Origin of the sequence: Acidovorax sp. Root219 (assembly GCF_001428665.1) — a bacterium.
GTDB lineage: Bacteria > Pseudomonadota > Gammaproteobacteria > Burkholderiales > Burkholderiaceae_C > Acidovorax.
Genome location: NZ_LMIJ01000011.1, coordinates 378,068 through 398,370 on the forward strand (window position 1 = coordinate 378,068; position 20,303 = coordinate 398,370).

21 protein-coding genes are annotated in these 20,303 nt (G+C 68.1%); 11 read left to right on the forward strand and 10 right to left on the reverse strand.

Features of this window, described 5'->3' with window-relative positions:
- Window positions 1-95 precede the first annotated feature (95 nt).
- The 5 genes from ASE28_RS12490 to ASE28_RS12510 all read left to right on the forward strand — a co-directional run bounded on the left by ASE28_RS12490 (window position 96) and on the right by ASE28_RS12510 (window position 5,393).
- Complete coding sequence (locus tag ASE28_RS12490; RefSeq protein WP_057266819.1) at window positions 96-749, forward strand: TetR/AcrR family transcriptional regulator; 654 nt, start codon at window positions 96-98, stop codon at window positions 747-749.
- A 236-nt stretch (window positions 750-985) separates the two neighbouring features.
- On the forward strand, window positions 986-1,987 hold the full coding sequence (locus ASE28_RS12495) for a tripartite tricarboxylate transporter substrate binding protein (protein WP_057266820.1): 1,002 nt from the start codon (window positions 986-988) through the stop codon (window positions 1,985-1,987).
- 100 nt (window positions 1,988-2,087) lie between these two features.
- Window positions 2,088-3,251, forward strand: a complete 1,164-nt coding sequence (locus ASE28_RS12500) for a Gfo/Idh/MocA family protein (RefSeq protein WP_057266821.1) — start codon at window positions 2,088-2,090, stop codon at window positions 3,249-3,251.
- A 46-nt stretch (window positions 3,252-3,297) separates the two neighbouring features.
- Window positions 3,298-4,509: a dihydrodipicolinate synthase family protein gene (locus ASE28_RS12505; protein ID WP_057266822.1), complete on the forward strand. Its 1,212-nt coding sequence runs from the start codon at window positions 3,298-3,300 to the stop codon at window positions 4,507-4,509.
- A gap of 5 nt (window positions 4,510-4,514) precedes the next feature.
- Window positions 4,515-5,393, forward strand: a complete 879-nt coding sequence (locus ASE28_RS12510; RefSeq protein ID WP_057266823.1) for a sugar phosphate isomerase/epimerase — start codon at window positions 4,515-4,517, stop codon at window positions 5,391-5,393.
- Between the two features lie 31 nt (window positions 5,394-5,424).
- Here the strand turns inward: ASE28_RS12510 and ASE28_RS12515 are convergent, their stop codons facing one another.
- Window positions 5,425-6,672, reverse strand: a complete 1,248-nt coding sequence (locus ASE28_RS12515) for an MFS transporter (RefSeq protein ID WP_057267286.1) — start codon at window positions 6,670-6,672, stop codon at window positions 5,425-5,427.
- Window positions 6,673-6,776: 104 nt separating this feature from the next.
- On the opposite strand from ASE28_RS12515, the gene ASE28_RS12520 reads away from it, so the two are divergent.
- Window positions 6,777-7,613, forward strand: coding sequence for a helix-turn-helix domain-containing protein (locus ASE28_RS12520; RefSeq protein ID WP_057266824.1), 837 nt, complete (start codon window positions 6,777-6,779; stop codon window positions 7,611-7,613).
- 141 nt (window positions 7,614-7,754) lie between these two features.
- Window positions 7,755-8,348 carry a DUF4124 domain-containing protein gene (locus ASE28_RS12525; RefSeq protein WP_057266825.1) on the forward strand — a complete coding sequence of 198 codons (594 nt, stop codon included), beginning with the start codon at window positions 7,755-7,757 and terminating at the stop codon, window positions 8,346-8,348.
- 45 nt (window positions 8,349-8,393) lie between these two features.
- On the opposite strand, the gene ASE28_RS12530 is transcribed toward ASE28_RS12525, so the two are convergent.
- The gene (locus tag ASE28_RS12530) at window positions 8,394-8,831 is read right to left on the reverse strand and encodes a hypothetical protein (protein WP_057200375.1); all 438 of its coding nucleotides are present in this window, start codon (window positions 8,829-8,831) and stop codon (window positions 8,394-8,396) included.
- A 16-nt stretch (window positions 8,832-8,847) separates the two neighbouring features.
- Window positions 8,848-9,255 (reverse strand): tautomerase family protein, encoded by a 408-nt coding sequence (locus tag ASE28_RS12535; RefSeq protein ID WP_057200376.1) that lies wholly within the window; start codon window positions 9,253-9,255, stop codon window positions 8,848-8,850.
- 141 nt (window positions 9,256-9,396) lie between these two features.
- Between ASE28_RS12535 and ASE28_RS12540 the strand changes: the two genes are divergently transcribed.
- Window positions 9,397-10,314 (forward strand): LysR substrate-binding domain-containing protein, encoded by a 918-nt coding sequence (locus ASE28_RS12540; RefSeq protein ID WP_057266826.1) that lies wholly within the window; start codon window positions 9,397-9,399, stop codon window positions 10,312-10,314.
- A 21-nt stretch (window positions 10,315-10,335) separates the two neighbouring features.
- Here ASE28_RS12540 and ASE28_RS12545 read toward each other — a convergent pair whose 3' ends face one another.
- The 4 genes from ASE28_RS12545 to ASE28_RS12560 form a co-directional block, all read right to left on the reverse strand.
- Complete coding sequence (locus ASE28_RS12545) at window positions 10,336-10,977, reverse strand: nucleoside/nucleotide kinase family protein (RefSeq protein ID WP_057200378.1); 642 nt, start codon at window positions 10,975-10,977, stop codon at window positions 10,336-10,338.
- 15 nt (window positions 10,978-10,992) lie between these two features.
- The gene (locus ASE28_RS12550) at window positions 10,993-11,784 is read right to left on the reverse strand and encodes an ATP-binding cassette domain-containing protein (RefSeq protein ID WP_057266827.1); all 792 of its coding nucleotides are present in this window, start codon (window positions 11,782-11,784) and stop codon (window positions 10,993-10,995) included.
- A complete protein-coding gene (locus ASE28_RS12555; RefSeq protein ID WP_057266828.1) occupies window positions 11,784-12,743 on the reverse strand; it encodes an ABC transporter permease in 960 nt (319 codons plus the stop codon). Before ASE28_RS12555 ends, ASE28_RS12550 begins: the two co-directional genes overlap by 1 nt.
- 145 nt (window positions 12,744-12,888) lie before the next feature.
- Window positions 12,889-13,896, reverse strand: coding sequence for a sugar ABC transporter substrate-binding protein (locus tag ASE28_RS12560; protein ID WP_057266829.1), 1,008 nt, complete (start codon window positions 13,894-13,896; stop codon window positions 12,889-12,891).
- A gap of 315 nt (window positions 13,897-14,211) precedes the next feature.
- Here ASE28_RS12560 and ASE28_RS12565 point away from each other — a divergent pair, with 315 nt between their 5' ends.
- The 3 genes from ASE28_RS12565 (at window position 14,212) to ASE28_RS12575 (ending at window position 17,709) form a co-directional block, all read left to right on the forward strand.
- Complete coding sequence (locus ASE28_RS12565) at window positions 14,212-15,219, forward strand: LacI family DNA-binding transcriptional regulator (protein WP_200963939.1); 1,008 nt, start codon at window positions 14,212-14,214, stop codon at window positions 15,217-15,219.
- Window positions 15,220-15,558: 339 nt separating this feature from the next.
- A complete protein-coding gene (locus ASE28_RS12570; RefSeq protein WP_057266830.1) occupies window positions 15,559-16,191 on the forward strand; it encodes a flavin reductase family protein in 633 nt (210 codons plus the stop codon).
- A 93-nt stretch (window positions 16,192-16,284) separates the two neighbouring features.
- Window positions 16,285-17,709, forward strand: a complete 1,425-nt coding sequence (locus ASE28_RS12575) for a hypothetical protein (RefSeq protein WP_057266831.1) — start codon at window positions 16,285-16,287, stop codon at window positions 17,707-17,709.
- 7 nt (window positions 17,710-17,716) lie between these two features.
- Here the strand turns inward: ASE28_RS12575 and ASE28_RS12580 are convergent, their stop codons facing one another.
- From ASE28_RS12580 to lpoB, 3 genes are read right to left on the reverse strand one after another with little or no spacing between them, the layout of a single operon-like run.
- Window positions 17,717-18,667 carry an alpha/beta hydrolase gene (locus ASE28_RS12580; protein WP_235516112.1) on the reverse strand — a complete coding sequence of 317 codons (951 nt, stop codon included), beginning with the start codon at window positions 18,665-18,667 and terminating at the stop codon, window positions 17,717-17,719.
- Between the two features lie 34 nt (window positions 18,668-18,701).
- A complete protein-coding gene (locus ASE28_RS12585; protein WP_057200385.1) occupies window positions 18,702-19,637 on the reverse strand; it encodes a hypothetical protein in 936 nt (311 codons plus the stop codon).
- Window positions 19,638-19,665: 28 nt separating this feature from the next.
- Window positions 19,666-20,283: a penicillin-binding protein activator LpoB gene (lpoB, locus tag ASE28_RS12590; RefSeq protein ID WP_057200386.1), complete on the reverse strand. Its 618-nt coding sequence runs from the start codon at window positions 20,281-20,283 to the stop codon at window positions 19,666-19,668.
- Between the last annotated feature and the right edge of the window lie 20 nt (window positions 20,284-20,303).

Sequence of the window (20,303 nt, forward strand, 5' to 3'; positions counted from 1 at the left end):
TGGACCCCTGCCGCGCCGTGCATCGCCACCACAAAATCGCTTCTGGATTTCCAGAAGGACTGGATTTTGTTAACCAGATAGTGAACTATTCGGGCATGACCAAAGACACAGAGCCGACTCCTGCCAAGGAGCGCCAGCGCGACGCCGACCGCTCACAGGGCGCGATCTTCAGCGCGGCACGCGACGAATTCGCCGAGCACGGCCTGGGCGGCGCCCGCATGGACCGCATCGCCGAGCGCGCCGGCCTGAACAAGCGGCTGATCTACTACTACTTCGAGGACAAGGAAAAGCTCTTCCAGGCCGTGCTGGAGCAGGCCTACCTGCACATCCGCGAGGAGGAGCGCAAGCTCAACCTGCTGGAGCTGGAGCCCGCCACCGCCATCCGCCGGCTGGTGGAGTTCACCTGGGTGTACTACCTGGAGAACCCGCAGTTCCTGACCCTGCTCAACAGCGCCAACCTGCACAAGGCACGCCACCTGCAGGAGTCGCAGCGCGCGCGCGAGATGAACTCGCCGCTGATCGCCACGCTGGGCGAGGTGCTGGAGCGTGGCCGGCGCGAGGGCAGCTTTCGCGGCGGGGTGGACCCGCTGCAGCTGTACGTGTCGATCGCCGGGCTGTCGTACTTCTACCTGTCGAACAACCACACGCTTTCGTCCATCTTCGCACGCGACCTCATGGCGCCCAAAGCCCGCAACGAGCGGCTTTCGCACATGTGCGACATGGTGCTCGGCTATGTACTGAGGAGCTGAGCCGGGCCAGCGCAGCAGCGCTTGCCTCCGTCCAATCGATCCCCCTCTGGAATGCACGGGTTGTCGGGCAGAAGGCGCAGCGCGGGCGCTCAGGTTGCGTATTTCCGGGTAAACCCCTAATTGCACCCCGCGCAACCGCGTTGACGTCCGGTGGCTGATCCTGAAAAATGCACTCTATTCACCAATCAGTGAATTAAGAGCAAGTTCAAGCCTGCCACCCCGGAGACAAATCCACCATGCCTACTACGTGCCTCGCCCGTTTTGCCCGCACCGCTGCACATGCCGCGCTCGCGGGTGCTGTTCTTTCCACCCTGCCCCTGGCCGCGCTGGCGCAGGGCGCCTACCCCACCAAGCCGGTGCGCGTGATCGTGCCCTTCGCGGCGGGCAGCACCACCGACATCATTGCGCGCGCCATCGCCGACAAGATGGGCCAGAGCATGGGCCAGTCGCTGGTGGTGGACAACCGCGGTGGCGCCAGCGGCACCATCGGCCAGCAGGCAGTGGCCACGGCGGCGCCCGACGGGTACACGGTGATGATCCACTCCTCCTCGCACACCGTGAGCCCGCTGACCTTCGCCAAACTGCCGTTCGACACCACGGGCGACTTCGCGGGCGTGACGCCGATCTCGTCGCTGCCCAATGCGCTGGTGATCTCGCCCGCCAAGGGCATCAAGACGCTGCAGGACCTGGTGGCTTCGGCCAAGGCCAAGCCCGGAACGGTCAACTTCGCCTCGGCCGGCCAGGGCAGCGCCACGCACCTGAACGCCGAGAAGTTCAAGCTGGCCGCGAAGATCGACGCCACCAACATCCCCTTCAAGGGCTCTGCCGAGGCCGTGACCGAGGTACTGTCGGGCCGCGTGGACTACTACTTCTCGCCCATCGCGCCCGTCATCGGCCAGATCAAGGACGGCCAGCTGCTGGCGCTGGCCGTGGGCTCGCCCAAGCGCGCCGCCGCCCTGCCCGACGTGCCCACCACGGCCGAGGCCGGCGTGCCCGGCTCGGAGTTCAACTTCTGGATCGGGATGATGGTGCCGGCCAAGACGCCACGCGACATCGTGAACCGCCTGCACGACGAGGTGGTGAAGGCGCTGGCGACGCCCGAGGTGAAGGAGCGCTTCCTCAAGCTCGGTGCCGATGCGTGGACGCTCAAGCCCGAGCAGTTCGACGCCTACATCAAGGACGAGATCAAGAACAACGCCGCACTCGTCAAGGCGGCCGGTCTCCAGCCCACCCAGTAATCCCCCTGCGCACCGCAACGCCCGCCCCTGCCATGGGGTGGCCAGGCCGCGCCTTTGCCCAATCCTTTTTGCAACTTCTGAACTGAAACGGACCGACACCATGGCCACCCAACGACTCGGACTCATCATGCACGGCGTCACCGGCCGCATGGGCATGAACCAGCATCTGATCCGCTCCATCTGCGCCATCCGCGCGCAGGGCGGCGTCGTGCTTTCCAACGGCAACCGCGTGATGCCCGACCCCATCCTCATCGGCCGCAATGCCGAGAAGATGGAGGCGCTGGCCAAGGCGCATGGCATTGCACGCTGGGGCACGGACCTTGACGCCGCGCTGGCCAACCCCGAGGACACGGTGTTCTTCGACGCCGGCACCACGCAGATGCGCCCCACCCTGCTGGCCAAAGCCATCCGCGCGGGCAAGCATGTGTACTGCGAAAAGCCCATCGCCACCAACCTCAACGAGGCGGTGGAGATCGCGCGCCTGGCCTCGGGCTCGGGTCTCAAGCACGGCGCGGTGCAGGACAAGCTGTTCCTGCCCGGCCTGCGCAAGCTCGACATGCTGCGCCGCGCGGGCTTCTTCGGCCGCATGCTCAGTGTGCGCCTGGAGTTCGGCTATTGGGTCTTCGAGGGCGACCTGCAGCCCATCCAGCGCCCGAGCTGGAACTACCGCAGTGAAGACGGCGGCGGCATGATCCTGGACATGATGTGCCACTGGCGCTACGTGCTGGACAACCTGTTCGGCGAGGTCAAATCGGTCTCGTGCATCGGCGCCACGCACATCCCGCAGCGCTGGGACGAAGCCGGCCAGCCGTACAAGGCCACCGCCGACGACGCGGCCTACGCCACCTGCGAGCTCACGGGCCACAACGGCGAGCCGGTGATCGCGCAGCTCAACATGAGCTGGGCCACGCGCGTACGGCGTGACGACCTGGTCACCTTCCACGTGGACGGCACCGACGGCTCGGCCGTGGCCGGCCTGTCGAGCTGCCGCGCACAGAGCCGCGTGGCCACGCCGCGCCCGGTGTGGAACCCCGACGAGAAGCAGACCATGAACTTCTTCGACCAGTGGCAGGAGATCCCGGATTCGCAGGTCTACGACAACGGCTTCAAGATCCAGTGGGAGCACTTCATCCGCCATGTGGTGGAAGACGCGCCCTACCGCTGGACCCTGCCCGAAGGCGCCAAGGGCGTGCAGCTGGTGGAGGCGGCCCTGGAGAGCTGGAAGGAGCGCCGCTGGGTGGACGTGACACCGCTCAAGGGCTGAGCCCGCCGCAGCAATCCCTTTTTTATCCACTTTCTCCGATCACCACATGGCCCTCAGCCTATCCCTGCCCACGGCCGATGGCCGCATCACCCCTTACACCCTGCAGGGCCGCACGCCGGTCGTGCCACCGCAGGGTGCGGTGTTCAACCGCACCGCCTACTCAGCCGCCCATGTGGTGGCCAACCCGCTAGCCGCCATCGACCCCTGGCTGCAGTGCGCCGTGGACTGGGACGCGACCATCGCCTACCGCCAGCGCCTGTGGTCGCTGGGCCTGGGCGTGGCCGAGGCCATGGACACCGCGCAGCGCGGCATGGGGCTGGACTGGCCCACCTCGCGGGAGCTGATCCGCCGCTCGCTCGACGCGGCGCGCGACTTCGGGCCGGGCGCGCTCGTGGCCTCGGGCTGCGGCACGGACCACCTGGTGCTGGACGAGGTGAGGTCGGTGGACGACGTGATCCGCGGCTACGAGGAGCAGATGGAGGCCATCGAAAAGCTCGGCGGCAAGCTCATCGTGATGGCCAGCCGCGCGCTGGCCCGCGTGGCCAGGAGCCCTGCCGACTACGAGCGCGTGTACGACCGCATCCTGTCGCAGGCGCGCCAGCCCGTGGTGCTGCACTGGCTGGGCGACATGTTTGACCCGGCGCTCGCGGGCTACTGGGGCTCACGCGACGTGGATGCAGCCATGGACACGGCGCTGGCCGTGATCGCCGCGCACCCGGACAAGGTGGACGGCATCAAGATCTCGCTGCTCGACAAGGACAAGGAAATCGCCATGCGCCGCCGCCTGCCCGCCACGGGCGGCACCGACGGCCAGGGCGTGCGCATGTACACGGGCGACGACTTCAATTACGCCGAGCTCATCGCGGGCGATGGTGCGGGCGCCGCGAAGCGCCAGGGCCAAAGCGATGCGCTGCTGGGCATCTTCGACGCCATTGCACCGGCCGCGAGTGCGGCGCTCGCGGCCCTGGCCGCAGGCGACACGGCGCGCTTTCACGCCATCCTGGGGCCCACGGTGCCGCTGTCGCGCCACATCTTCGCGGCGCCCACGCGCTTTTACAAGACGGGCGTGGTCTTCATGGCCTGGCTCAACGGGCACCAGAGCCACTTCACCATGGTGGGTGGGCAGCAGAGCACGCGCTCGCTGGTGCATTTTGCGCAATTGTTCCGCCTGGCCGACCAGGCCGACCTGCTGGAGCAGCCCGAACTGGCCGTGCAGCGCATGGGCCACCTGCTGGCATTGCACGGCGTGAGCGCCTGACCGCCATGCGTGACTTCTCGCAAGACCACCGCTGGCTGTCGATCAACACCGCCACCGTGCGCAAGCAGCAGGGGGCCGAGATGCCGCTTTCGCGCATCATCGACCAGTGTGCCGAGCGCGGCATCCGCGCCATCAGCCCCTGGCGCGACCAGGTGGCCGCTGCCGGCCTGGATGCCACCGCGCGCCAGTTGCGCTCCCACGGCATGGCGCTGTCGGGCTATTGCCGCGGCGGCTTCTTCCCGGCGGCCGATGCCGCTGGCCTGCGCGCCGCGCTCGATGACAACCGCCGCGCCATCGACGAAGCCAAGACGCTCGATGCCGCCTGCCTGGTGCTGGTGGTGGGCGCCCTGCCCGGCGCGCTGGACGGCACGCCGCACTACACCGACCTCGCCCGCGCACGCGGCGAGGTGTTCGACGGCATTGCCGCATCGCTCGACTACGCGCGCCAGGTGGGCATGCCCCTGGCCATCGAGCCGCTGCACCCCATGCAGGCGGCCGACCGCGCCTGCATCAACACGCTGGAGCACGCGCTGGACATCTGCGATGCGCTCGATGCACAGAAGACCGGTGCGCTGGGCGTGGCCCTGGATGTGTACCACGTGTGGTGGGACCCCAAGCTCGCGCAGCAGATCGCACGCGCCGGCCGTGAGCGCCTGCTGGCCTACCATGTGTGCGACTGGCGCCTGCCCACGCGCGACCTGCTCAGCGACCGGGGCATGATGGGCGACGGCGTGATCGAGCTCAGGAAGATCCGCCAGTGGGTCGAGGCTGCGGGCTTCGCGGGCTATGCCGAGGTGGAGATCTTCTCGGCGCTGGACTGGTGGCAGCGCACGGGCGAGGACACGCTGGACACCTGCATCGCGCGCCACCGCACGGTGGTCTGACGCGCAACAGCCGACGCCGGCCAGCCCGGCGTCAGACGGCCACGGGTGCCAGGGTACGTCGCACGCGGCGCACATTGAAGGCGCTGGCGATCAGCACACCCTGCACCACGGCCAGGCCCAGCAGCACGGCCGTGAAGCGGCCCTGGTCCAGCAGCACACCGAACAGCAGCGGCGACAGGGCCTGGCCGATGTCCAGCCCCGAGTACACGATGCCGTAGACACGGCCCGTGGAGCCCTCGGGCGTGGAGCGCTTGACCAGCAGGTCGCGCGAGGGGCCGGCGATGCCGGCACAGAAGCCCATCACGCCGAACATCACGGGCACCAGGGCGCCGGGCGGATGCGCCAGCGCCAGGGCCACCGCCACGCAGGCCGCCAGGCCGAAGCCCACGCCCACGATGCGCTCGCAGCGGCTCGGCTCGGCGGCGAGAAAGCCGCCGAGCACCATGCCACCCGCGCTGGCCACCATGTAGACCGTGAGGCACATGGCCGCCAGCGCCACCGGCACCGCGTGCAGTTGTCGCGCGGCCTCGGGCGCGAAGGCCTGCACCACGTTGAGCGAGACGGCGTAGAAGAAGAAGAACGCAAAGCACATCCACACGGCGGGGATGCGCAGGAAGGCGAAGTTGCCTTGCGCTGGCACGCCGGTCGCGCCGACCTTGGCAGCTGGTGGCAGGGCCGGCAGTTCGAGGTGGCGGCGGTTGAACAGCAGCACCAGCAGCACGGCAAACGCCAGCACGCCGGCACAGACCAGCGCCACGCGCCACGAGAACGCGATCGCCAGCGGCACCAGCATGGCCGGCGCCAGCGCCCAGCCCAGGCTACCGGTGATGCCGTGCACGCTGTAGGCATGGCCCAGGCGTGGCGCGCTCACGCGCCGGTTGAGCAGCGTGTAGTCCACGGGGTGGAATACGCCGTTGCCGATGCCCGCGAGCACCGAGAACGCAGCCAGCATGCCATAGCTGGTGCTGGCCGCAAAGCCGAACGCGGCCAGGCCCAGCAGCGCCAGGCCGCCGAACAGGATGGGGCGCGGACCGAAGCGGTCGACCACGAAGCCCGAGCCCGCTTGCACGGCGCACGAGACCACGAAGAAGATGGTCATGAGGAAGCCGAGTTCGGTGTAGCCGACCTGGAAGGCGTCCTTGAGCCACGGGAACAGCGGCGCCAGCAAGAGCTGGCTGTAGTGGCTGATGAGGTGGGCGATGCCCACGAGGCCGATCACCCCGGCGTCGGCACGCAAGGGGACGGCAGCAACGGGGCTGGTGGGGTTGGCAGAGGTCATGGCGGCATCGTAGTATTGCGCCTGGATTTCTGGAATGCGACGGAAAGACAGCTTTCGGCGAATTTGCGCCAACAGCGCATACAAAACAAAGCACGGAGCCCCCGATGGCACGCACCAGCCAGGTTGCCCCGCTCGGGGACATGGACCCTTTCGCCCCCAACCCTGCACACCCGGTGCGGGTGCGTGCGCGCAACATGCCGGCCGATACGCATTTCGAGCCGCACCGCCACGCCTGGGGGCAACTGGCCTACTGCGCCAGCGGCGTGATCCAGGTGAGCGTGGTGGCCCCGGTCGCACCGACTGCCTACATCGTGCCGCCCTCGCGCGCGGTCTGGATCGCCCCTGGCGCGCTGCACGCCATCGCCGTGCTGGAGGCGGCTGCGTTCCGCACCCTGTACATCGACCCCAGCGTGGTGCCCGCCGATGGTGCGGTCTGCCGTGTGATGGCCGTGACGCCGCTGCTGCGCGAACTGGTGTCGGCGCTGGACCCGGTGGGCGGAACGCCGCCCGGCCCCGCGCGCGAGGCAGCCCTGACCGCGCTGGTGCTGGGCGAAATCGGCGACGCTGAAAGCCTGGCCCTGGGCGTGCCCCTGCCCGGGCCCGACAGCGACAAGCGCCTGCGCGCCCTGTGCACCGCCGTGCTGGAGGCGCCCGGCCGCCACGCCACGCTGCACGATTGGGCCACCGACAGCGGCGCCAGCGAACGCACCCTGGCCCGGTTGTTCCACGCGCAGTTCGGCATGGGCTTTGCGCAATGGCGCAAGCAGGCGGTGCTGGCCCATGCCCTGCCCCGCCTGGCGCGCGGTGAATCGGTGGGCCAGGTGGCCGCCTCCAGCGGCTATGCCAGCGAAAGCGCGTTCTCTGCCATGTTCAAGGCAGCCATGGGGCAGCCGCCGAGCTGGTTCATCGGCAGGAACGATGCCTATGCGCCTTCCGCTTAAGTTGCCAGCCACCGTGCGCCACGCGTTCGTGGCAACCGCCAGGTTACTTTCGGCAACCGCTCAAACAGCAGTAGCGATGGAGCAAGCCCGGTGCGGCGATACTGGCAACCTGCAACACAAGGTTTCGGGGGAGAGGGAAGCATGGTTCGACAGCTGTTCATTGCCACCGCCTGTCTGGCGCTGGCGGCCCCGGTCTGGGCCATCAACAAATGCACGGGGCCCGATGGCAAGGTGTCCTTCCAGGACGCGCCTTGCGCGGGCAGCGGCAAGGGCGAGAAGGTCGAGGTGCGGCTGTCGAGCAGCGGCATAGGCAGCGCCGCGCCCGCTGCCGGCGCCGCAGCCCCTGCGGCCAGCCCGGCCTCGGGTGCATCGGCAGCGGCCCCCGCGGCAGGTGCCGCATCCGCCCCTGCCACACCGGCGGCTGCCACGGCGCCGCCCCCCCGCAAGGAAGGCGCCTTTGGCGAAACCTGGCGCCGAAAGACCGATCTGGAGCAACGCCTGGTCCGCGAAGCGCGCGGTGCACTGCAGACCCACCGGCAGCGCTGTGCGGCCGAGCAGCGCGACCGGGCCGCCCGCCGCACCCAGGCGCGCACCAACACCGCCGTGGCCGTCTCCGAGCAGGCCATCACCGCGGAAATGCAGGCCGCAGCCGCCGCCTGCGAGCTGCGCGCGCGTGAGCTGCAGGCCAATGTGGACGCGCTGGAGAAGGAACTCCGGGAGCTGAGCAAGAAGTAGGTTCAGCGTCCCTGCCTGCGCACCGCTGCGCGGCGACTTCGCAGCCTATCGTTTTGCAGCCAGCCCCTCGGGCCAGAAAGCCGCCCGGATGTCCGGCGCACAGTACGGCACGGCGATCACAGCGCCCCACAGGGCACTTCCCAACGCAAAGGATCCGTGGGCGAGGCCCGACAGCACCACGGGCCCACCGAACACCAAGAGGACACACATCGCCAGGCCCGACCACAACGCAAAGCCGGGCGCCCAGGGGCGAAACCGCAGCAGGCCATAGATACTGGCAAGCATGGCGACCAGGGCCGTCAGCGCCCCCGAGACCAGCGCCAACGTGATGGTCGGCTCCTGGTCTTCCTCCAGGTAGTTCTGGAAAGCGTCCCTCAAGCCCTGGGGCACCAGCTCAGGCAGCAGGAGCCGCTCAGTGACCTCGGCCAGTATGGGGAACACCACGGACGCGATGACCAGCCAGCGGTAGTTTGTCGTGTTCAAAAAAATTCCCGTGTGTTCAGCCCGGCGCTCCGACCTGCTGCACCAGCGCCATGGCAAAGCGCCCATGTCCCACGGACCAGTCCGAATAATCGTTCTCGTGCATGAAGATGAACACGTCGGCCGGGGCCACGTGCGCCATGGCCTGCAGGTTGTGCGCGATCGCAGCATACAGCGCGCGCTTCATCGCATCGCTGCGCCCGCGCCGCAGGGTGATCTCGACAACGACCACCGCGTCCGACCGCGTCACGCCATTAAAGCTGCGGCTGAAGGCGAACTGCCCCGGCGCATAGCCGGTGACCATGTTGAACAGCTCGTCCTCGGGCATGCCGATGCCCTCGACCAGCGCCTGGTGGATGGCCTGGACGATGGCCTCGCGCTCGGTGGCTGGGGTGGCTTGGGGCAGATGGGTGTGGATGAAAGGCATGCCGGTATGTTCCTGAAAATCAACAATGAGCCCGGCGCGCGCTAGGGTGCCTGCGTCGGATGAGCCGAAATTGTTGCGACTGCCGCCTCGGCCGAAAAGCGATTTATGCTCCGGTCCTATGTGCATCCAAATCACATAGCCATGAAACACCGCCTGCCCCCGCTCGCTGCCCTGCGCGCCTTCGAAGCCGCCGCCCGCCTGGGCCGCATGACGGCTGCAGCCGAGGAGCTGTCGGTATCGCCCGGCGCCATCAGCCGCCAGGTGCGCCAGCTCGAAGACCACCTGGGCCTGGCTCTGTTCGACGGGACCAAGGCCCGGCCCACGCCGACGGCCGCGGCGCGCACGCTGCAGCCGGTGCTGACCCACGCCTTCCAGCAGATCGAGGACACGGTGCGCGCCCTGGGCGACGCCCACCACGGCCCGCTCGACGTGGCCTGCTTCAGCACCTTCACCGTCAAGTGGCTGATCCCGCGGCTGTTCGACTTCCACGCGCAGCACCCGGGCATCGAGGTGCGGCTGCGCACCACCGACACGGGCACCGATGCGGCGCGCGAGGGCTGCGACCTGCTCATCACCGCCGAGGACGCGGGCATGCCCCGCGATAGCGCCACCACCCTGCCCCTGTTCGCCGAGCGCCTGGGGCCGGTGCTGGCCCCGGCGCTGGCCGCGCGCACCGGCATGCCGCGCACGCCTGCCGATCTGGATGGCCAGCCCCTGCTGCACACACGCTCGCGGCGCAACGCCTGGGCAATGTGGGCCGCATCGGCGGGCACGGCGCTGCCCGCAGCGGCCACCGCCCAGGGCCCGGTGTACGAGCACTACTATTTCACGCTGGAGGCGGCCGTGCGCGGCCTGGGCATCGCCGTGGCGCCCTGGCACCTGGTGATGGACGACGTGCAGGCTGGCCGGCTGGTGGCGCCGCTGGGTTTCGCCGTATCGGGCTACGACTACCTGGCGCTGCGGCGCACGGGGGCCGCGCACCCGCGGCTCGATGTGTTCTGCGCCTGGCTGGGGGCGCAGGCACACACGATGGCCCTGCCCTTCACCATGCAGGCTTGAGGGCGACGCCGGGCCCAGGCGTCAGTCATCCCAGCGAAACAGCCTGTGGGCGCGGGGCCTGGTGGCCTCGATCAGGCGCGCGTTGGGCTCATCGGTGCGGCTGACCCATGCCAGCGCATCCTCGCGGCTGCGGCCATACTCTTCATGGCGCTGGGTCAGGCGGCGGGTGCGCAGGCCGTCGTCGACATCGACGTACCAGACTTCGTCCAGCAGCCCGGCAACGCCTGCCCAATGGCCGCTGTCGAGCAGCAGGTAGTTGCCTTCGGTAATGACCAGCCGGGTCTGCGGCGCCACGGCGATGGCGCCTGCGATGGGCTCTTCGATCTCGCGCCGGAACTCCGGTGCATAGACGACTTCGCCGGGCTGCTGCGCCCGCAGGCGCCGCAGCATGGCGGCATAGCCTGCGCTGTCGAAGGTGTCGGGAGCCCCTTTGCGATCCGCACGGCCCAGCCGTTGAAGCTCCACATTGGCCAGGTGGTATCCATCCATGGGAACCACCTGCGAGACATCGGCGAAAGCCTGCTGCAAGGCCATGGCCAGCAGGGATTTTCCGGCGCCTGGTGGCCCGACCAGCCCGAGCAGCTTGCGTTGGCCGTCCTGGAGGAGTTGATGCGCACGCGCCAGGTGGCAGGGCGGGACGGAGGGAAGTGTGCGGATCGTCATGCGTTCATGGATTCTTCAGGCCCGCCATTCGGCCGGGATCTTTTCCGCAGGCAATGCACCGGTCATGACCGAGACCGTGTCGCTCATGGTCACCGCCTTGGGGTTGAGCACGGCACCTCGCCTGCCCAGGCGCGCGACGTGGATGCGGTCGGCGATCTCGAAAACATGGGGCATGTTGTGCGAGATCAGCACCACCGCAAGGCCCCTGTCGCGCACGCGGCGGATCAGCTCCAGCACCATGTTGCCTTCCTTGACGCCCAGCGCTGCGGTCGGCTCGTCGAGGATCACCACATGCTCGGCAAAGGCTGCCGCGCGCGCCACGGCCACGCATTGCCGCTGCCCGCCGGACAGGGTTTCGACCGCCTGCGTCATCGAGCGGATACCGACCTTCAGGTCGTTCATGCGCGCAATGCTTTCTTCCAGCATCCGCTTCTTGTCGAGCATGCGCAGCACATTGCCCAGGAAGCCTGCACGGCGCAGTTCGCGGCCCAGGAAGAGGTTTTCGGCAATCGTCATCGCGGGGGCAACGGCCAGGTCCTGGTATACGGTTTCGATGCCTTCGCGGCGCGCATCGACCGGACCCTTGAACTGCACCGGCTTGCCGTCGAGCTCGATCACGCCGGCATCGGGAATGGTCGCGCCCGACAGGCACTTGATCAGGGAGGACTTGCCGGCACCGTTGTCGCCGATCAAGGCGAGGATTTCGCCGGCACGCAGCTCGAAGTCGGCGCCGTCCAGGGCCGTGACCTGGCCGTAGCGCTTGACCAGGCCCGTGGCGCGCATGACGATGGGGGGTTGCGCAGCCATCAGCGGCCTCCTTTGCGCGACAGTTGATCGACCGTGACCGCCAGGATCACGAGGATGCCGGTGATCAGCATCTGGTACACCGACGACACGCCCATCAGCGTCAGGCCATTGCGCAGCACCCCCACCACCACGGCACCGATCAGCGAACCGAGCACCACCCCGCGGCCGCCGAACAGGCTGGTGCCGCCCAGCACGACGGCCGTGATGGCGTCCAGCGCCTCGGTCTGTCCGGCGTTCGGATCGCCCACGCCGGTGCGGGCCACGGCCAGCAGCGAGGCGATGCCATAGAACACCCCGGACAGGGCATAAACGCCCAGGATGATGCGCTCTGGCGGAATGCCGACCAGCCGCGTCGCCTCCGGGTTGTTGCCCACCGCGTAGACATGCCGGCCCGACGCCGTCTCGCGCAGCCAGAACCATACGCCCAGGTACAGCAGCACCATCAACACCGTGCCGTACGCGATGTTGGTGCCGCCGAGGGCGAAGGTACTGCCCAGCCAGGTCATGGCCCCAGGCACCTCGGTGACCGTCTGCGCCCCCGAATACAGCTGCGTGATCGCAAAGGCGATGTTGAAGACGCCCAGCGTGACGATGAACGGCGGCAGCTTCAGGCGCGTGACGAGCAAGCCGTTGAGCAGGGCGAACAAGGTCGTCACGGCAATGCCGGCCAGCACTGCGAGGAACGGCGGCAGCCCGAAGTCGGCGGCCACCTTGGTCATCACGATGCTGCCCAGCGCCATGATCATGCCGCACGACAGGTCGATGCCGGCGGTCAGGATGATCAACGTCTGGCCAATGGCGATGACGCCGACGACCATGACCTGCTGCAGGATCAGCGAAAAGTTGTCGGCACTGAGAAAGCGGTCGGTGGTGGCGCCGAAGATGGTGCAGGCGATCAGCAACGCGATGAAGGGCCCGAGCTGGCCGAGGGGGGGCAGTTTGTCTTTCAACGTGATGATCCTCTGGATGGGGGGCTGAAGGCAGGCACACGGCGCCTCTCATCAACCCGAACGCTGCAGCAGCGCCGACAGGCGCGGTGTTGCCCAAGCATGCCAGGCGCCGCGGCGGGACCCGGCCCCGCGCAGCCGCCTGGTGCGCAAATGGCTACTTCTTGCCCCAGCAGAGGTCGGCGCCGGTCTTCACGTCCTTGCTGTCGACGCCCGCAACGGCTTTGCCGGCGATCAAGGTTACGCCGGTGTCGGTGTAGCCGCTGACTTTCTTGCCGCTCTTGGCGTACTCGATGCCGGCCTCCACCCCCATGGCCGCCATTTTCAGGGGGTACTGCTGCGAGGTGGCGGCGATCTTGCCAGCCGCCACATCCCGGATGCCGTCACAGCCACCGTCCACGGAGACGATCATCACGCCCTTTTCCTTGCCGGCCTTCTGCAGCGCATTGAATGCGCCAGCGGCTGCCGGCTCGTTGATGGTGTAGACCAGGTTGATGTCGGGGTTCTTCTGCAGGCAGTTCTCCATCGCTGTCTGGGCCTTGCTGCGGTCACCGAAGCTGTCGGCCATGCACACCACCTCTGCGGGCTTGGCCAGTTCGTTGTTCTTTGCCTCGTAGCTGGCCAAGCCGAAGCCCTGCAGGAACCCGTTGTGCCGCTGCGCACCGACGGGGTGGCCAGGCAAGAGATCGAGCGTTGCGATCTTCACCGGCTTGCCCTGCGCACCGGCGGCGAGGGCGGCCTTGGCGTACTGGCCAATCAGCACGCCGGCCTTGTAGTTGTCGGTGGCGAAGAGCGCGTCGGTGCCATCGGCAGGGTCGGTCGGGCTGTCCAGCGCGATGACCATCACCCCTTTGTCGCGCGCCTTCTTGATCGCGGGCAGGATGGCCTTGGAGTCGTTGGGCGTGATGAGTATGGTCTTGGCACCTGCGCCAATCATGTTCTCCATCGCGGTGATCTGGCCGGCGTTGTCGCCATCGGCCTTGCCGGCGCCGCTCAGCAGTTTGGCTCCCTTGGCCTTGGCGACCTCGGCGGCACCTTCCTTCATCTTCACGAAGAAGGGGTTGGTCTCGGTCTTGGTGATCAGCCCGATGACCGGCGTATCGGCCATCGCCGTGCCAGAGGAGGCCAACAGGGTTGCGATCAGGGTGGCGTGCTTCAAGTTCATCGGATGTCTCCAGGATGTGGTCGGGTGCCAATTCAGCGATGCGCAGGCCCTTGCCTGTACACCTGCTGTGTGCGATTATCGTAATGCGCAAGCGCTTGCGCAAGCGCTTGCTACCTAGGGAAATCCATAGCATCCGCAGGCTTCCGGTATCTGTTTGTCACGGCCTTCTGCTGCCCCTGTGCATGGAGCAGGACAGCGGCAATTCAGTGCAGAAATACCGGAATGGGTGCGATACGATGAAGAAGCCTCTGGCCTGTCCACCACAGCACAGCGTGGCAGCACGGGCGATGGAAGTTGGAGCTCAACGGAGAAATGATGATCACGATGGAAACCGTCGCGGCGGCCGCAGGGGTATCGACTTCAACGGTCTCGCACGTCATCAACAAGACGCGCAAGGTGCACCCCGATACCGAGCGGGCCGTGCTGGACGCCATCGACCGGGTCGGCTACTCGCCAAACCACCTGGCGCGTGCCCTGGCCGGAGCCCCGACCAGGACGGTGGGGGTCGCCATTTCGGTACTGTCCAACCACTACTTCGCAGCCGTGGTGCGTGCCATCGAGGCAGAGTGCGCAAAAAGAGGCCTGATGATGCTGCTGGCCGACACCCACGAGGATGCGGACTACGAGTTGAAGGTGGTGCAGGCCTTGCATGAGAGGCGTGTCGACGGCATCGTGATTGCGCCCTGCGCCGAGCCGCAGCACCGCGCACTCGACTACCTGCGCGACAAGGGTGTGCCCACCGTCCTGGTCGACCGGTTCGTGGGGACCACGTTCGATCAGATTGGCGTGGAGAGCCGCGATGCGGCCCAGACCCTGGTGGAGCACCTCATCGGGCTGGGCCACAGGCGCATTGCATTGGTGTCGGGTGCACCGGGTCTGTCCACGACGACGGAACGGCTCGAAGGCTACTGCCGCGCGCTGGCGGCGGCAGGCATTGCTTTCGACCCCGCCCTGGTCCAGAGCGGCGAGTCGCGGTCTGGGCCGGCCTGCGCGGCCGTCCACCACCTGCTGTCACTGGACCAGCGCCCCACCGCCCTGATGACCGGCAACAACCTGATGACGATTGGCGCCATGCAGGCCTTGCGCTCTGCGGGGCTGAGCGTTCCCGACGACATTTCGCTGGTTGGCTTTGACGACTTCGACTGGGCTGACGTCTTTTCTCCACGCCTGACGGTCATGGCGCAGCCGGTGGAAGAGCTCGGCACCCGGGCTGTCCGCCTGCTGGCCCGGCGCATTGCGGACCCTGGCGCGCGCCGCCAGACCGTGCGGCTCGCGCCCACGCTGCGGCTGCGCGACTCTGCGGGAGTGCCTGGCTCCAGGTGACACGGTTGATGCCCCTGGGAACATTGAAATAGTCGCCCAGCACAGCAGAGCCCGAGGCTGGACCATGGCTTGGCCCGAGCGCTGCAGTATGGGCACGCGCAAGGTGCGGGCGAAGTAGTTCGGCAGCTCCTGGTGATTACAGTCCAGCGCGGCGCGAAGGGACGAACGCGAGTCAACAGGTGGCCCGGCCGCTATCGAAAATGCAAATTTCTCTCATGCTGCCGTATAGCCCCAACGATCTGCCGACTGTTCTCCCTGCCCGCCATCAACCCCGGCCGTGCACACTCGACGCGCTTCACGTATGGTGGCGGTTCCGCCCCTCCCACTCTGCCCTGCCCCATGGCCACACCCGCCCCCTCTTCCATCCACAGCTACGAGCCGCGCAACGGCCATGGCCTGCCGCACGACCCGTTTAACGCCATCGTCGGGCCGCGCCCTATCGGCTGGATTTCGACGCAGAGCGCCGCTGGTGCGCTGAACCTGGCGCCCTACAGCTTCTTCAACGCCTTCAACTACGTGCCGCCCATCGTGGGCTTTGCGAGCATCGGCTACAAGGACACGGTGCGCAATGTCGAGGACACGGGTGAATTCGTCTGGAACCTGGCCACGCGCAGCCTGGCCGAGGCCATGAACCAGAGCTGCGCGGCGGTGCCGCCCGAGGTCGACGAGTTCCAGCTGGCAGGGCTCACGCCGCAGGCCAGCACCCAGGTGGCGCCGCCGCGCGTGGCCGAGAGCCCTGTGGCCTTCGAATGCCGGCGCACGCAGATCCTGCAATTGCAGGGTCTCGACGGAACCCAGGTGCCGACCTGGCTGGTGCTGGGCGAGGTGGTGGCCATCCACATCGACAAGGCGCTGCTCAAGGACGGTGTCTACGACACGGCCGCAGCAGGCCACATTTTGCGCGCAGGGGGCCCGGCCGACTACTTCACGGTGGGCCCGGAACAGCTGTTCAAGATGTACCGCCCCCGCTGAGCCAGTTCCGCCCGGTTGCCAGCGGTTACAACTGAGGGCGAGCGGCAGGAAACCAGGCGTGGCAGCATCCATGCGAGATCTCAGGAGACCGCCATGCCCCGCCCTTCCCTCGCCCTGCTGGCCTCGCTGGCGCTGCTGGCCAGCGCCGCCGTGGCCGCGCCCACCGTGGGGCCCTGCCCCGTGCTGCCGGCCGACCATGTGTTCAACACGCGCATCGACCAGTTGCCGGTGCACCCGCAGTCGGCGGCCTTCCTGCAGACCATCAGCCCGAGTGCGCGCCGCCTGCACCTGGACCTGGGCCAGAGCGAGGACATGGCCAGCACCGAGTACTGGGGCATTCCGTACAACGTGGTGCGCGGCAGCCAGATCACCTGGCCCGCGGTCTACTTCGATGCCGACGGAGCCCCCGACGAGAGCGATTGCGCGCGCGCCGACGGCAGCCTGGCGCGGCCCTGCACAGGCCTCGCCAGCCCCGCACGCCTGCCCTTCCCGCTGCAGCCCAAGGTGGAAGGCGGCATCAGCAGCAACAAGGCGGTCTACAACGACCACCACATCCTCAGCGTGGACACCGACACCTGCACGCTGTGGGAGAGCTACCTGAGCTATGCCCGGCCCGATGGCGGCTGGGACATCTACAGCAGCGCGGCCTTCGACCTGCGCTCGAACGCGCTGCGCCCTGCGGGCTGGACCTCGTCCGACGCGGCGGGCTTTCCGATTTTCCCGCTGCTGCTGCGCGCCGACGAGGCCAGCACCGGCGAGATACAGCACGCGCTGCGCTTCACCATCCAGAGCAGCAAGATCCGCACAAGCTATACCTGGCCGGCGCGCCACCTCACGCGCAACGGCGATGCCTCGGCCGCCAAGCCGCCCATGGGCCAGCTGTTCCGCCTGCGCGCCGACTATGTGGTGCCGGACAGCTACACGGCGCAGGCCAAGGCCATCCTCAACGCGCTCAAGCGCTATGGCATGTACATCGCCGACGGCGGCTCGGACATGTACATCACGGGCGACCCGAGCCGCCTGTGGCAGGACGCGACCATCTCCCAGGTGCAGACCGTGCCGCACACGGCGTTCGAGGCGGTGGACCTGTCGCCCATCGCCGCGCGCGCGGGCTTCAGCGCCGACAGCGGGCGCGTACCGCCGGCAGCGGGCACCGGGCCCACCACACCAGCCAGCTTTTCAGGCACGACCGAAGGCACGGTGCAGTCGCTGCGGCTGACCGGGCGCGTGCAGCCCGCATCGGGCGACGTGGGCCAGGGCGGTGTGGTCTATGTGGTGGCCGCCGTGCCGGGCGTGGGCCTGGCGGTGCTGTCGCCGCAGGGCTGGACGCTGTTCAACGGCGCCTCGACGCCCGCACCGGCATGGCAGGGCACGCTGACCGCTGCCCAGACCGTGCCCATCCTGGAGCTGGTCAACGTGAGCGGCCTGCGCGGCACGCAGTTTTTCCTGGGCTACGGCACCAGCCTGGCGGACATGCTGAACAACGGCAAGTTCCAGCTGATCTACACCGTGCCCTGAGATTCCGTCAGCGCGACAGGGGCGTGCACAGGCCCTGTTGCGGGTCGCGCGCCCACTGCTCGAGCCAGGCCCACAGCTGCTGCACGCCGTCGCGGCCCGGGCTCTGCAGCCCATGGTCGGCACCCGGAATTTCCCGTGCACACCAGGGCGCCGTACGGCCCACAGCCAGCCGAGCACCTTGCTCGAAAGCGGCCGGCGGCACCAGCGCATCGGCACCGCCCCACACCTGCAGCACGGGCCAGGGCCCCTCGTGCAGGGGCCGGGCCAGCGGCCAGCGCCACAGGTCGCGCCAGTAGCCCAGGCTGCGGCCCTGCGCCAGCGTGCTGTCGGGCTGGCCGCCGGCCTGCTGGCGGCCCAAGGCCTCCCAGTCGGCTGCGGCACCCAGACGCTGCGCCTGCAGGGAACCCGCTTCGCGCGGGTCGAGCCCGCTGGAAGACAGCAGCACCAGACCTGCCAGGTGGGGCACCTCGGGCGCGAGGGTGGGCAGCAGTTCGGCACCTTCAGAGATGCCGACCAGCAAATGCGGCAAAGAGGGCAGACCCTGCGCCTGGCGCTCCCGGGCGTCGGCACGCAGCGCTGCGCGGGCATGGTCGCGCCAGGCAGACAGGCGGTCGGTCTGCACGAAATCGGCAGCGCAGGCACCGGCCGCCGTGCGCGCACCGGGTGCCACGCCCGGCTTGTGCAGCACCAGCACCTCGGCATGCAGCAGGCCGGCAAAGTAGCGGTCGGCCAGCGGCCCCATGCCGGTGCAGCCCGAGCCGGGCACCACGATCACGCGGTAGCGCAGCGGCGCGGTGCGCGCGGGCCGCAGCAGGGCTTGCACGCGCGCCTCTCCCGCCCCGGGCAGTGGGTAGGGCGCGAAGGCGGCGGCATCCGCAGCCGCCTGCGGCCCCGGCGGCGCCGCGCAGCAGGCCACGAAAAAGGCCAGCGCGAGGCTGGCCTTCAGGGCGGGACGCATGCGGCCCATCATGGTTGCAGGGAACCCGCCAAGCTCACTTGAGGATCAGCACCTGGTCGGGCTGCTGGGGCACGGGCATGGGCTGGCCGCCGCCCTGGTAGACCACGGGCGGTGGTGGTGGGCGCACGCCGCGCGCCAGATGGGCGTCGGTGTAGCCCAGCTGGCCGGCCAGCTGTTCGTACACGCTCTGCGCCAGGCTGCGCGAGGTTTCGCTGATCACCTTGGCCCGGTTGGGCGGAGCGATGTCGCCGCGGTTGGACAGGATCTTGGTGTCGTTGCCTTCGCCCTGCGCGGAGAAGGCGGCCTTGATCTCGTAGGTGCGGGTGTTGATCAGCGAGAAGTCGGCCAGGAGCTGCAGGCCATACTGGCGCGTGGCGCTGCTCGTGCCCTGCAGGGGCGAGAGCGCATCGGTGAAGTTGATGCTGGAGACCACGCCGAAGAGCACGTAGTCGGCACCGGCGAATTCGCCCTTCTTGATGCGGGCGGTCACGTTGGCCACCTGGTTCTGCGCCTGGGGTGCGGCCATCTTGCCGGTCTGCACCTGGTTGAGCACCTGCTCGGCCTTGCTGTTCTGCGGCTTGCCGGCATCAAAGCCCTTGCCCTGCACCAGGCGGAAGTAGGTGCCCTGCAGGAGGGCGCCCTTGATGTCGTTGGTGTAGCCACCCAGCTCGCGCTGCTCGATGTAGCTGTAGCGGCCGGCCACGTAGGTGCCGCTGGCCTGCTCGGAGGCCTGCATGGAGTGGCTGCCCGAGCCGCCGTACATGCCGTGGCTGGCGCTGCCACCGGCGCTCATCTGGGCACTGCGCTGGTAGGCGCCGGCCACGAAGTATTCCGAGACCTGCTGGGCATAGGCCAGGTCGGTCACGGCGATCTTGGGGGCGGCGTTCTGGGCCTGGGCGCCAGCGCTCCAGGTCAAGGCGGTGACGGCCAGCACGGACAGTGCGGCCGCGAGGGTGGTTCTGCGTTGCATGGTGAAGTCCTTTCAGTGCCGTGGTCGATCAGCGCTTGCTGGTCTTGCGGATTTCTTTTTCGTCCTGCCATTCCACGGTGCCTTCCTGCACGTCGAACAGCTTGAGCGTGAACTTGTAGTACACGTCCTTGGTGGAGTTGCTCTGCTTGACGATGCTGGTCAGCTCGCCTTCCATGCTGTACTTGGCGGCCGTCATCTGGCCGACCTTGGCGGTGGTGCCCTGCTTGTACAGGCCGCTCTGGTTCTGGCGCTGCAGCTCGTCCACGCCCTGCTGCATCTCGTTGATGGAGCGCACGAAGCGCACCTTGCCGGACTTGACCAGCGAGGTCTGGATCGAGTTCATCACGTTGGTGGTGTCGATGTACTCGCTGGTCTTGTTCTTCACGGTGGAGATGGTCACCGTGGGGCGGCCCTGGAAGATGCCCGTTTCGAGCAGGCCACCGGTCATCTTCTCGGCGATCATCTGCAGGTCGGTGGAGCCGAACTCGTTGGTCACCAGTTCCACGGCCTTGGCGTCGCCGTAGTTGACCTGGCGGTCAAAGCGCACGGTGGGCGAGGACAGGTTCTGGCAGGCCGAGAGGGCCAGAGTGCTGGCCGCGAAGGCCAGGACGAGCGCGGTGCGCTGGATGCTGCTGTTGCGTTGCATGGTGTTTTCTCCGGTCGGCG